Annotated in this window: 11 protein-coding genes and 1 riboswitch; all 11 genes read right to left on the reverse strand. The window is 29.9% G+C overall.

What is annotated here, in order from left to right; translation table 11 throughout:
• Positions 1-85: 85 nt before the first annotated feature.
• Complete coding sequence (locus V2W16_RS02800) at positions 86-1,021, reverse strand: ParB/RepB/Spo0J family partition protein (protein ID WP_329381189.1); 936 nt, start codon at positions 1,019-1,021, stop codon at positions 86-88.
• The gene (locus V2W16_RS02805) at positions 978-1,802 is read right to left on the reverse strand and encodes a ParA family protein (RefSeq protein WP_329381196.1); all 825 of its coding nucleotides are present in this window, start codon (positions 1,800-1,802) and stop codon (positions 978-980) included. The genes V2W16_RS02800 and V2W16_RS02805 overlap by 44 nt, the downstream gene beginning before the upstream one ends.
• Before the next feature lie 107 nt (positions 1,803-1,909).
• Positions 1,910-2,062: a hypothetical protein gene (locus V2W16_RS02810; protein WP_211964717.1), complete on the reverse strand. Its 153-nt coding sequence runs from the start codon at positions 2,060-2,062 to the stop codon at positions 1,910-1,912.
• A gap of 220 nt (positions 2,063-2,282) precedes the next feature.
• Entirely contained in the window at positions 2,283-3,638 is a 1,356-nt protein-coding gene (rlmD, locus tag V2W16_RS02815) for a 23S rRNA (uracil(1939)-C(5))-methyltransferase RlmD (protein WP_329381199.1), read from the reverse strand.
• Positions 3,639-3,713: 75 nt separating this feature from the next.
• On the reverse strand, positions 3,714-4,133 hold the full coding sequence (locus V2W16_RS02820; RefSeq protein ID WP_329381202.1) for a YjdF family protein: 420 nt from the start codon (positions 4,131-4,133) through the stop codon (positions 3,714-3,716).
• A 180-nt stretch (positions 4,134-4,313) separates the two neighbouring features.
• The gene (locus V2W16_RS02825; RefSeq protein ID WP_138269189.1) at positions 4,314-5,000 is read right to left on the reverse strand and encodes an amino acid ABC transporter ATP-binding protein; all 687 of its coding nucleotides are present in this window, start codon (positions 4,998-5,000) and stop codon (positions 4,314-4,316) included.
• A gap of 11 nt (positions 5,001-5,011) precedes the next feature.
• The gene (locus V2W16_RS02830) at positions 5,012-5,662 is read right to left on the reverse strand and encodes an amino acid ABC transporter permease (protein ID WP_138269190.1); all 651 of its coding nucleotides are present in this window, start codon (positions 5,660-5,662) and stop codon (positions 5,012-5,014) included.
• A 31-nt stretch (positions 5,663-5,693) separates the two neighbouring features.
• Positions 5,694-6,503, reverse strand: coding sequence for an amino acid ABC transporter substrate-binding protein (locus V2W16_RS02835; protein WP_329381208.1), 810 nt, complete (start codon positions 6,501-6,503; stop codon positions 5,694-5,696).
• A gap of 163 nt (positions 6,504-6,666) precedes the next feature.
• Positions 6,667-9,597: a glucosaminidase domain-containing protein gene (locus V2W16_RS02840; RefSeq protein WP_329381211.1), complete on the reverse strand. Its 2,931-nt coding sequence runs from the start codon at positions 9,595-9,597 to the stop codon at positions 6,667-6,669.
• A gap of 481 nt (positions 9,598-10,078) precedes the next feature.
• Positions 10,079-11,689 (reverse strand): Na+/H+ antiporter NhaC family protein, encoded by a 1,611-nt coding sequence (locus tag V2W16_RS02845; RefSeq protein ID WP_329381215.1) that lies wholly within the window; start codon positions 11,687-11,689, stop codon positions 10,079-10,081.
• A gap of 99 nt (positions 11,690-11,788) precedes the next feature.
• Positions 11,789-11,955: riboswitch (Lysine riboswitch) on the reverse strand.
• Positions 11,956-12,026: 71 nt separating this feature from the next.
• Entirely contained in the window at positions 12,027-12,521 is a 495-nt protein-coding gene (locus V2W16_RS02850; RefSeq protein WP_329381218.1) for a GNAT family N-acetyltransferase, read from the reverse strand.
• Positions 12,522-12,539: the final 18 nt, after the last annotated feature.

Consider the following 12,539-nt stretch of genomic DNA (forward strand, 5'->3'; position numbering starts at 1 on the left):
CAATTTTCTTTCAGTTAGTAAATAACAGTTAGTAATATATACTAGGGTGGATTGTAAGGAGGGATTTGTGGAATACAAACTCCCATTATCTTGCATCCATAGACTTTTGTCTTTGCAAGTGTTTGTTATAAAATTCAATCGCATTCACAACATAATCTTCAATTTTTTTATCTTCAATGTTTTTTGGGAGTACACTTCTTATTCTGTTTTCATTGAATTTCATTTTGGGAATCTGATTAGGCTTATCTTCTGACATTATACTATCAATAATTTCTTCTGTAAGTTTTCCATCTTGACTTAATTTTTTCATTTTAATTGCCTGTGCGTGAGATGGAGTGCAACTATTGTAGTCTATGCAATCCAACAAAAAGTATTGTTCTTCTTTTGTTAGATAAGACAATTCTATTGCAGGAAGAAAAGCAATATCTTTATTATCTACTTTATCAAGTAATTCTGGTACTAATTCAGTTAGCCTAATATATCTTTGAACTTGTCTGCCACTTTCATTATACTCTTTACCTACTTCATCAGCAGTAGTCAACTTCTCGACAGCCTGTCGAGAAGTTAAATCATTTCTTTTTCCTTGATGACTAAGTGCTTCTAATTTCATTTTGTATGCAAAGGCTTTTTCACTAGGCAAAATTTCTTCTCTTTGAATATTGCTATCTACCATTATAATAGTTGCTTCATCATCTGTTAATTCTCTTACTATACAAGGTAAGGTATCTTTATTGGCTAATTCACTTGCCCTTTTTCTTCTATGTCCAGAAATCATTTCATATCTTCCATTAGGCTTTGGTCTTACTAAAGCAGGAACAAGAACTTTATTTTCTTTAATGCTATCTCGCATTTTTTCCATATCTTCATTGTCTATAACCTTAAATGGATGATTTGGAAAATCGTCAATATCTGTAATTTTTATATCAACTACTTTTTCTAAACTAGCAATATTTCTTTCTTCTTCTGTCGTAAAAAGGTCATCTAACTTTGGTAGTGGCATTTTTGATAGGCTCTTTGCCATCGTTAAGCACCTCCTTTGCGAATGAAGAATATGCTTCTGCTACTAATCCATTTTTATCATAAGAGAAAATGCTTTCTCCTTGTGAAGTAGATTCAGCAGTTTTAATAGCACGAGGTATTTGAGTATTATATAACTTTAACATACTCCCATAATTTTCTGTTATCTGTTTCTCTATTTCTTTTGAAAGATTAGTTCTTCTATCAACTAATGTTAATAATGCTCCATCAATTTTTAATTCTGGATTAATTTGTCTTTTAACTTTTGAAATAGTTTTTAATAACTGTGTCATACCTCTCGCTGCAAAATATTGACTTTGAACTGGTATTATTACACTATCTGCACTTGCTAACGCATTTATCGTTATCATTCCTAAACTAGGCATACAATCTAAAATTATATAATCATAGTCTTTTTTTACTTCTGATAAACAATTTCTCATAGTATATTCTCTGCTCATTGCATTTACTAAAGACATTTCTAATGCAGATAAATCCAAACTAGATGGTATTACATCAACATTTTCTTTATGATGTAAAATAGCCTCTTTTATTTTTATTGGCTCATCATTCATTGATTGTTCCATTAAATCTGGTAGTGTAATATTTAACTTTTCTGGTTCATACCATCCACCATAAGTAGTTAAATCGCCTTGTGGATCTGTGTCAACTAACAACACTTTTTTACCTTGCTTTGCTAATGCTACTCCTAAACTAAAAGCAGTAGTTGTTTTCCCAACTCCACCTTTTTGATTAGCGATTGCAATTACTTTGCAATGTGACATCTATTCTCCCTCCTTTCTATAAATTTAGCCACCATAAATAAATATGATGGCTATGTACTCCATTTCTGGCATAAAAAAAGAACTGACTTATTATCAGTTCAAAAACATTATTTTTCTAATATATCAATATATTTTAAAAGTAATTCATCTATAACTTCAGTATTTTTATTTTCATTTATTAATTTCGTTCTCATAACATTTAAGGCGTTTATAATTATTTTTAATTCATAGTCGTCCATCTTTATTTTTCTCTTTTTCATAATGACACCTCCATTAACTATTAAATAATATTATTGTTTAAATTATGTAGTTGAATTAGTCAACCAATACCACTAGACCTTGTATGTGGAAACATATACTACTAAAACAACCTACCATATTTTTGAAGTGTTTTTTTATAAATTTTTGCTATTTTTGACTATTTTTTTGACTTTTTTTAGCACCCTATGTATAGTTGGTTTTCCCTTATTTTATAAGGGTTTAACGCAGTTTTAACAAGCACACACATTCAACGTGCCCTGTCTGAGGGAACATATCAACAGCTCTAACTTTCTTAACTTCATACCCTGCTTCAATAAAGAAAGGTAAATCCCTAATTAGAGAAGTTGCTTTACAGCTTACATAAACAAACTTCTTAGGTTTAAAAGAGATTATTTTGTCTATTGCCTTTGGATGAATTCCCGCACGTGGTGGGTCAAGAATTATAAGATCTGACTCTACATCAATTTTATCAACTTCTTCCAAAACATCACCACATATAAATTTACAGTTATCTATTCCGTTTAATTTTGCATTTACCTTTGCTGCTTCAATCGCCTCAGCAACAATTTCAATACCGTAAACTTCTTTTCCTTTATCGCTTAAAATTTGAGTTATTGTACCTGTACCGCAGTAAAGGTCAAGTATTACATCGCTTTTATCTTCACCGATAAAGTCTTTTACAACACTATATAATTTTTCGCTGCCAAGAGTATTTGTTTGGAAGAATGAAAATGCAGAAATTTTAAAATCAAGCCCCAAGCATTTTTCCATTATATAATCTCTGCCATAAACAATATTTATTTCATCAGCTAAAACAGCATCTGAAAAAGAATCGTTTATAGTATGCATTATTCCTACAATCTCTCCCTTTAAATCTAAGTTTAAAAGAATATCTTTATATTCATTTGTATCGATTTTATCCTGTGATGTAGTAACTAAATTTACAAGTATTTCTCCAGTATATGATGCTTTTCTTATTACTAAATGTCTTAAAGTTCCTTTTTTAGAAAATTTATTGTAATGTTTTATATTTTTTTGAGTGAAATAATTTAAAGTATTAAATAATATTTTTCTGTAATCTTCATCAACAATAAGGCAATTTTCTGTTGAAACTATATTATGATGTTTCCCTTTTTCATGCATTCCAAGACATAACGGTCCGTCCTTTTCCATATCCCCAAAAGAAAACTCCATTTTATTTCTGTATTCTGTCTCTTTTGGAGATGCAATAATAGGAAGAAACTCTTCGTATTCTATACCTGCCTTATCAAAAAGTCCCCTTACATAATTTTCTTTTAATTCAAGTTGCTTTTCATAAGAAATATTTTGGAAAGAACATCCTCCGCATATTCCAAACTTTTCGCACATAGGCTCAATTTCATAATCAGCCTTCTTAATTATTTTGTTAATATTTCCTTCGGCTCTGTTTTTTCTTACTTTCTTTATGAATACTTCAGCAACCTGTCCGGCAAGTCCTCCTTTAACAAGAACCTTTTTATCTTCATAATACCCCATGGATTTTTCCATTGATACATTTTCTGTTATGTTAAGTTCAATTATATCTTTCTTTTTCATATATACCTCTTTTATTTCAATTTAACATCTTTATTTTACATTATAAGACGTAAAATGTAAAATAAAAAACACAGGTTATTTACCCCTGTGTTTTTCTTTCTTCTTTCTTTGTTTCATAGAGAAAAGTTCCTTTTGTCTTTGTCTTGCTTCTAACTTCATATTTTTCTTTACATTAGTTTTTCTTGATTCATATTGTTTCTTTAGAAGCTCTTGTGATTTGGTGGAAATACTTTTCCTATTCATTTCTTTACTAATCATTCTCTTAATTCTTTTAGGATTAGTTACTTTTTTAATGTTACTTTCAAAATTGTAAGCACGATAAAATTTTAATTTAGGATAATGAATGTTATAAAACTCATAAATTTCATTATCTGTAGGCTCTTTTCCAAATGTAGTTTTACAAATTTCAAAAGTCTTATTAAAACGTCTTTCCACTACTCCCACATAAAATGGACTTTCAAAATATACCGTAAGTTTTACCCTTATTTCATCCAAAGAAATCCCTCCTTTTGTTTATTAAACAAAGAACGGACAACCAAGGAGGCAGGTTACTTATAACTATAGTTATGCCCGGACTACCAACCGCGCTGTGTTTTTATCTTTGCAAATTTTATATTATACTTATATATTTTACTTGTCAACAAAAAAAAAGAGGTGTTTTACCACCTCTTTAAATTATTCAGCTTTCAATTTACCAAGAAAAGCTTTCATTCTTTTATTTTCAGAGCTAAATACTTCTTCAGGAGTCCCCTGTTCTTCAATATAACCATTATCCATAAATATTATGTAATCAGCAACTTTCCTTGCAAAATCCATTTCGTGAGTTACAATGACCATTGTCATATGTTCACTTGCAAGGTCTTTTATTACCTTAAGTATTTCTCCAGTAAGTTCAGGATCAAGTGCAGAAGTAGGTTCATCAAAGAATAATATGTCAGGGTTCATTGCAAGAGCTCTTGCAATTGAAACTCTTTGTTGTTGTCCTCCGGATAGTTCGCAAGGATATGCATTTTCTTTATCCTCAAGCCCCATCTTCTTTAAAAGCTCTCTTGCTTCTTTATAAACTTCTTGTTTATTTCTTTTTTGTACTTTAATAGGTGCGTTTGTTATGTTTTTCATAACTGAGTGATGAGGGAATAAATTAAAACTTTGAAATACAAGTCCAAATGTTCCATCATATGAAATTGTACCGCTGTCTTCTTTTTCAAGATTTGTGGCACATCTAAGTAATGTGGATTTACCAGACCCCGAAGGTCCGATTATACAAAGAACTTCTCCTTTATCAACACTTAGAGAAATATCTTTTAAAACTTCAACACCATTAAAACTCTTCTTTAAATTTTTAATTTCAAGTAAACTCATGATATTTCTCCTTATCTATAATAGCTTAATTTCTTTTCAATATATTCCATTACAAAAGCAACAACAAAGTTAAATATATAATAGAAAATTCCTGCTGCTATAAATGCCGCAACTGAAGATTGAGCTGCTGCAATTTGTTTTGCAACGGTAAACATTTCCGGTATTGCTATTACAAATGATAATGAAGTATCTTTTACAAGAGTAATAACTTCATTCGTTGTTGCAGGAAGAATTCTTTTTATTACCTGAGGGAAAATAATAATAAAGAAAGTTTGAACTTTATTATATCCTAGAAGTTTAGCAGCTTCATACTGTCCGTCAGGCATAGATTCTATACCCCCTCTATAAATTTCCGCAAAGTATGCGGCGTAATTTATCGCAAAACCTATTAGTACCGCAACCATTCTATAACTGCTGGAAATCTGCATACCAAATATATAATAAGGTCCCCAAAATACAACCATTAATTGAAGCATTAAAGGTGTTCCTCTCATTATTGATATGTATATTTTAAATAACCATCTAATTGGTGTTATTTTTGACATTCGTCCAAAAGCTATAATTAAACCCAAAGGAAGAGAAAAAATCAAAGTTAGGACAAATATCTCAATAGAGGTTATCATCCCACTGCTTAATTCACTAAACATTGTTCCTAAATCCATACAGTCATACTCCTAATAATTTTAATCTATGTTATTTACCGATACAAAGTGAACCAGGTACACCGAAATCAGCATATTTTTCTGCTATTTTATCTATAGTACCATCTTTTGCCATTTCATCTAATGTTGCTTGAACTTTATCTCTAAGTTCTGTATTGCCTTTTTTAAATCCAACTGCGTATTGTTCAGAAGAAATAATTTCATCTAAAATAATAAATTCAGATGCTTTTCCTCTTGAGTTAATTTGATAATTTGCTACGCCAATATCCATTGCTATTGCGTCACAAGCACCTGCTTCTAAATCCATAAAAGCAGAATTATAGTCTGCAACTTCTGTAAGTGTTGCAAAAGTTGCTGCTAAATCTTTTTGATCTCCTTGTAATGCTGCTAAAGCTGAAGAATCTTTTTGTGTTTCAACTGTTTTACCTTTTAGTCCAGCAAAATCAGTAATTCCTGAGCTTTTTGAAACAACAACTACTTGTTTATTATCTATATAAGGTTCAGTCCAAGTATAATCATCTTCACGACCATTCATTGTAAAACCATTCCAAATACAATCTATTGTTCCAGAATCAATTTCCATATCTTTTGAATCCCAATCAACAGGTTGTTTTACAAGTGTCCAACCATTTCTATCACAAACTTCTTGTGCTAAATCCAAGTCAAAACCTACATAATTTCCATCAGAATCTTTATATCCATAAGGTGGAAATTCTGCATCAAAACCTACAACAAAAGTATTCTCATCGTTTTTTACTTCTGATTCCTTGCTTCCACAACCTGTTAAAGTCATGCCCGCAATTAAAATCAAAGCAAGTAATACTACAAATTTTTTCTTCATAATAAGTACCCCTTTAAATTTAATTTATTATATAAAAATAGTTATTTTATTTTAACATAATTTCAGATTGTTTGCAATATTCAAACAATTTATATTGCAATATAAAAAAGAACAAGAAGGATTAATCCAACTTGTTCTTTTTATTTTTTTCACTTATTTCTTATTAGTTTAATTTATTCTTCTTAATTAATACAAAACTTATTGTTACAGAAGCAATAGCTGAAAGAACAAATAATGAAGTCCATAAAGCTATATTATTTTCATCAGCTGTGTTAACTGTTTCAACACTTCTGCTTTGAGCATTATTATCACTACTTTGACTTTGTGAAGCTATAGCAGAATCTTCTGATTTACTTACTTCTACATTACCTTTATCATCTGATGAACCGGTATTATCATTATTATTTGATATAACATTATTACTATTACTATCATTATCGTTTGTATTGTTAGCATCATCTTTTGGATCATCTGTTGTAGATGTACTATTGTTATTATTATTGTCTGCATCGTTTAATGCAATAACATAAGGAGAGAATCCATCAACATCTATTTTTACTTGACCATCTTCTACTTTAGCTTTAAATGTTTCTGTAAATACTACGCCATCAACTTCAGCAAAATGAAGTACAACAACCTCTTCATTATTGTATTTTTCATCTACATTAAAACCAAGTGAAACACTTTGTCCTTCTTCTAATTCATTACTTAAAGAAATATCATATACACCTAAAATTGTATTATTTTCTACTCCTGCAGTTAATTGATCATAATGACTATCTTGTTCGTTAATTTCTTCAACTAATAACTCTGTATCAGTAGGTAAAACACCATCAACAAAGATACCTGTATCTTTATCTTCAAGTTGTTGTTCTATAACTTCAACTTTATTATCTTCATTACCGTTATTAGATGAACCGTCTGTATTTCCTTGATTATCACCTTCTTCAGGTTTTGTAACATCTCCGCCATCACCTGATTGATCTCCATTGTCAGGATCAGTCACAGATGAACCAGAATCACCACCGCCTTGAGAAGTGTTGTCATCTTTATCAGGATTAGTAACTTCACTATTATCATTATCTTCTTTCACAACAACATTAACTGTTGCAGTAGCACTCTTTGTAGAATCAAGAGTTGAAACGGCTTTAACTGTTATTGTTTTAGCTGTTTCATCTGAAGCAATTTTTAATAAACCTGTAGAACTTATTTTTGTATCAGAGCTTTTTTGTCCGCTTATACTCCATTTTACTGTTTGAGCAGGACTTCCAGTTCCTGTTACAGAAACACCAAAAGTTTTACTACTTCCTTGCTCTAAATCAATAGTTGTTGGATTAATAGCAACTTTACTTACAGTTACAGGGTCTTTTACTGTTATTTTTTGAGTAACATTTTTTGTAACTCCGTCATATGTATAGCTAATTGTTATGCTTGTTGTTCCTGTTTTTAAAGCAGATGTTGAATATTTTACATTTTTTGTAACATCACTTGTACTTCCATCACTGAATTTTGCCTTTACAACCATTCCTGTTGCATCAAAAGTTTCTCCAGCTGTGTATGTTGTTTTCTTTGGTGCAGTTGAAATTGAAATTGATGACAATGTTTTACTTACAGTCGCGCTTCCATTATTTACAATAGTAACATAATCAGAAGAAATATAAGCATACATATTATCAAAATCATATTTACCACTACTGCTTATTGCTGTTCTACCTGAATTTAACGCAGGTTCACTTTGAATTTTGTAGAATGAATTTGTAGCTTTTGAATTTAAAATTAAAACAGCATAATTTGAATATGTATCAGTATTATATAATACTTTACCTGATGTGCTTGCACTGTTTCTTACATTAACACTATTATGAACTGTATTAATTGTATCTTTTATACCAATCGTATATTTTCCTTCGTCTTTTCTTCCACCATTTTTATCTAAAGAATATGCCATATTTGCAGCTTTTTCACCCCAATATGGGTCAGAAGCATAGCTCACGTTAATACCGCTTCCTTTATTACCTAAAAATCCACCTTTCATTCTCCAGTCATTTGGATTAAGATAACCTTTTGACATATAAGATTCAGTAAATTGTTTTATACATTCATCAATACTTGCATATGTATTAGCACTTGTTCCAGGAGAACTATCAACGGCATTTAAACCAAATAAGTTATTTTTTTCTTTACAAATTGTACTTGTTCCCCATGCACTTTCATTACCGGCTACACCAATAGATAAAAGAGCATTTACACCATATGTATTTTGATATTTTAAGAATGTACTTGCAGTATTTTTCATCTTTGAAGAAGATGATGTATAATCACTTATTCTTACATTTAATAATGTATTTAATGAACTTGAACTATATGATGTTTCACTTCTTAAAGGAAGGTATTGAAAATAATTATAGTATGGATTACTTTTATTTACAGAATTTGTACGTACACCTTTAGTATAATCATTAAGCATAGTACTATAACTTGTATAGAAATAATGTCCATCATAACTATAATAAGTCGTTCCGCTCTTCAAATATGATGGAGCTTTGCCATTATCCAAAGATGTAGCATGTCCAGGTGTAGTCATATCACATGTAATATAATGAATAAGTCTTCCACCTGATACTTTATAACAACTTGAAGATTTTGCACTAGAAAAATCAATAACTTGTACATCATCGGCATCTACCCAACCAACAACACCTGAAAGCATGAATTTAACTTTTCCGTTACTTGTTCCTAAATAAGCCGCATCTGCACCATAAGCACCATTAGTATATCCGGAAACGCCAGTTGAAACTTCTGTATAATTAGTTACTGCATTACCTTTTGTTCTAAAGTTTACAATTTTTACAGAAGAACTTCTTGCACTAAAAGTTGAAACTCCGTTACTTTCAACTTTTCCACTATCGTCGTCTTCTACATTAAAAACATCCCCATCAGTGTCTACACCAGTAGCCTGATCAAGTTTTGTTTGGTTTTCGTCTTCTAATCCCGAAGCAGCATTTACAACACCGAAATTTTGAAAACTAAAAACCATTAATAAACATAAAATTGTTAAAATAAAAGTTCCTAAATTTTTTCTTATTTTTGTCACGGTCGTACCCCCCTTAAAGCTTAATCCTCTTTAGACAATAATCTACAATAAATATATCATTTTTTCCATTTTTTTTCAATTAAAAGTTACATAATACACACAAATTTCACATAAAAAAATAACTATATACTATATATTGTACATATATTACATACAAACACAATCGTAAATATAGTTATTACATTTTTATATATTGTTTGTAACATTATTTTTATATAAAATATTTGTTATATATAAAAATAATGCAAAAACCTCCTTACTTTTTAGTCATTTTAAAAGATATATAACTTTATATTCTGTAAAATTTTTATTTCATTAAAACTTACTATTCGTTAAATATTAATATATGTATACTATCACCTACCCTATCTTACTATCTGAAATATCATATAAGCTTATATATATTTCAAACATATAATTATTTTTAAATAAAAAAAAGCATCATTAAATGATGCTTTTTATTGTATTTGAAATATTTTTATTATTTATTTTTAGTTATATTCTTTATAGCATATAAAACAGCTACCATTAGTACTATACCAATAGGAAGTGATACCCATGCTGTTTGAACAAAACCTGCAATAATGTATGTTACAAAGGATACGGCTGCTACAGTCATAGCATAAGGAAGCTGAGTCGATACATGATTGACATGATCACATCTTGCACCGGCTGAAGACATAATTGTCGTGTCGGAAATAGGAGAACAATGGTCTCCACATACAGCACCGGCCATACATGCAGAAATTGATACGATCATTAGTTGAGGATTTGAATTAGCAAATACAGAAACTACTATCGGAATAAGTATACCAAACGTTCCCCAAGATGTACCCGTTGCAAAAGATAAAAAACATCCAACCAAAAATATGATTGCCGGCAAAAAGTTCATTAAAGAAGCTGCGTTATTTTGCATCATACCTCCAACAAATTCAGCAGCTCCCAAACTATCTGTCATAGCTTTCAATGTCCAAGCAAAAGTCAAAATCAAAATAGCAGGAACCATAGCTTTAAACCCTTCTGGAATACAATCCATACATTCATTGAATTTCAAAACTTTTCTTGCAACATATAAAATAACAGTTATAAACAAAGCAAATATACTACCTATAGATAATCCCACAGATGCATCACTGTTTGAAAAGGCTTCTATAAATCCTGCTCCGGAAAACAAACCGCCAGTATAAACCATTCCAATAATACAACATATTATAAGAGAAATTATAGGAATAACCAAATCTATTACTTTGCCCTTTTCATTTACATCACTATATTCTTCTTCAACAAACCCCGAATTTAAAATAGAATGCAAATCTCCTTTTGATGCATTTTCCTCATGTTTTTTCATAGGACCATAATCAAATTTGAGTAAAACCAAAGAAATCATCATTGTAATTGTCAAAAATGCATAAAAGTTAAAAGGAATTGCCTGAATAAATACAGAAAACCCATCTTCCCCCGGAACAAATCCAGTCACAGCAGCAGCCCATGAAGATATAGGAGCAATAATACAAACAGGAGCTGCCGTAGCATCTATAAGATAAGCAAGCTTTGCTCTTGATACTTTATGTTTATCTGTTATTGGTCTCATAACGCTACCAACAGTCAAACAATTAAAATAATCATCTATAAAAATTAATACACCTAATAAAATCGTTGCTAGTTGAGCACCTGCACGTGTTTTTATTTTTTTACTTGCCCAGTTACCAAAAGCAGCAGAACCGCCTGCTTTATTCATTAAGGCAACCATTCCTCCAAGAACAACAAGGAAAATTAAAATACCTACATTGTAACTGTCTGAAAGAACAGCAATAATACCATCATTTAATACATGAGTTACAGTTCCTTCAAAACTACCTGCAGCATAAAAAATACCGCCAAAAACAATACCTATAAATAATGAACTGTAAACTTCTTTTGTAATAAGTGCAAGAACAATAGCAATAATTGGAGGAACTAAAGACCAGAAAGTTGCATACATAGCTGGTTTAGCTGCTTCAGTTGTTTCTGCACCTAAGATTGGGAATACTAACATTAAAATAAGCATAAAGCTAGCAATACCCGTCATTAATTTCTTCTTTGAAATTTTCATAGTACACCCCTTCAATTTTATTTAAATTATGTAAATAAATACAAATAAAAAAGCCTTAAATGACATCACTTTAGGACGCATTCATGGCAAAATAAATTTACTATAGATAGCGCTCCACAATCGTGACAGTATATTACATATTATATAATATACCAGAATATAAATTATTTGGGTAATTTATACTCTTCGGCAGTATCCCCTTTCCTTTATATAAATCCCAAAATACAATATAAAGTACTGATGAACACCGCACCTCTATCATTTTTATATATTTACCTTTCTTTTTTAACATTTTTACATAATATTGTCAAGTTATATTTTATATATAATAAATTTATCAAAAAATTTTCTTTTTCCCACTTAACATTATATAGTCATCTTTGTTTTCCTTATAAATTTCAAACCCATATTTTAAATATAAATCCTTTGCATAATTATCTTTACTTACAGATAAAGATACATTATTATACATTGGTCTTAAATTTAGTAAAAATATTTTTAATAAATTTTCTCCAATACCTTTATTTCTGTAACTTTTTTCTACAGACATACATAATTCAGGAATCTCTTTCGAAACATATCCATATCCATGTATATTATCATCAAACAATATGCTCCAAATCATAGCAATAATTTTTCCTTTATGTTCACATACATAACAAATATCTTTATTTAATTTGAAATTCTCATAATATATTTTAATATTTGGATCTTTTAAAATATCTTTTGAAATTGTAATATTATTTCCAACATAAATTGCATAATAAGTAAAATCTTTCAAAAAAGATACTTCATTACTTTTTATTTTTCTTATCTTATAGTCTTTATTCATATATTTAACCTTCAAAAA

The organism is Anaerofustis butyriciformans (assembly GCF_036289385.1).
GTDB classification, from domain to species: domain Bacteria; phylum Bacillota; class Clostridia; order Eubacteriales; family Anaerofustaceae; genus Anaerofustis; species Anaerofustis butyriciformans.

Bases quoted from the DNA above. Each gene is read 5' to 3' on its own strand.
- V2W16_RS02850 (WP_329381218.1), bottom strand. From the start codon at position 12,521: ATGAATAAAGACTATAAGATAAGAAAAATAAAAAGTAATGAAGTATCT.
- rlmD (WP_329381199.1), bottom strand. From the start codon at position 3,638: ATGAAAAAGAAAGATATAATTGAACTTAACATAACAGAAAATGTATCA.
- V2W16_RS02830 (WP_138269190.1), bottom strand. From the start codon at position 5,662: ATGGATTTAGGAACAATGTTTAGTGAATTAAGCAGTGGGATGATAACC.
- V2W16_RS02835 (WP_329381208.1), bottom strand. From the start codon at position 6,503: ATGAAGAAAAAATTTGTAGTATTACTTGCTTTGATTTTAATTGCGGGC.
- V2W16_RS02805 (WP_329381196.1), bottom strand. From the start codon at position 1,802: ATGTCACATTGCAAAGTAATTGCAATCGCTAATCAAAAAGGTGGAGTT.
- V2W16_RS02845 (WP_329381215.1), bottom strand. From the start codon at position 11,689: ATGAAAATTTCAAAGAAGAAATTAATGACGGGTATTGCTAGCTTTATG.
- V2W16_RS02800 (WP_329381189.1), bottom strand. From the start codon at position 1,021: ATGGCAAAGAGCCTATCAAAAATGCCACTACCAAAGTTAGATGACCTT.
- V2W16_RS02825 (WP_138269189.1), bottom strand. From the start codon at position 5,000: ATGAGTTTACTTGAAATTAAAAATTTAAAGAAGAGTTTTAATGGTGTT.
- V2W16_RS02810 (WP_211964717.1), bottom strand. From the start codon at position 2,062: ATGAAAAAGAGAAAAATAAAGATGGACGACTATGAATTAAAAATAATT.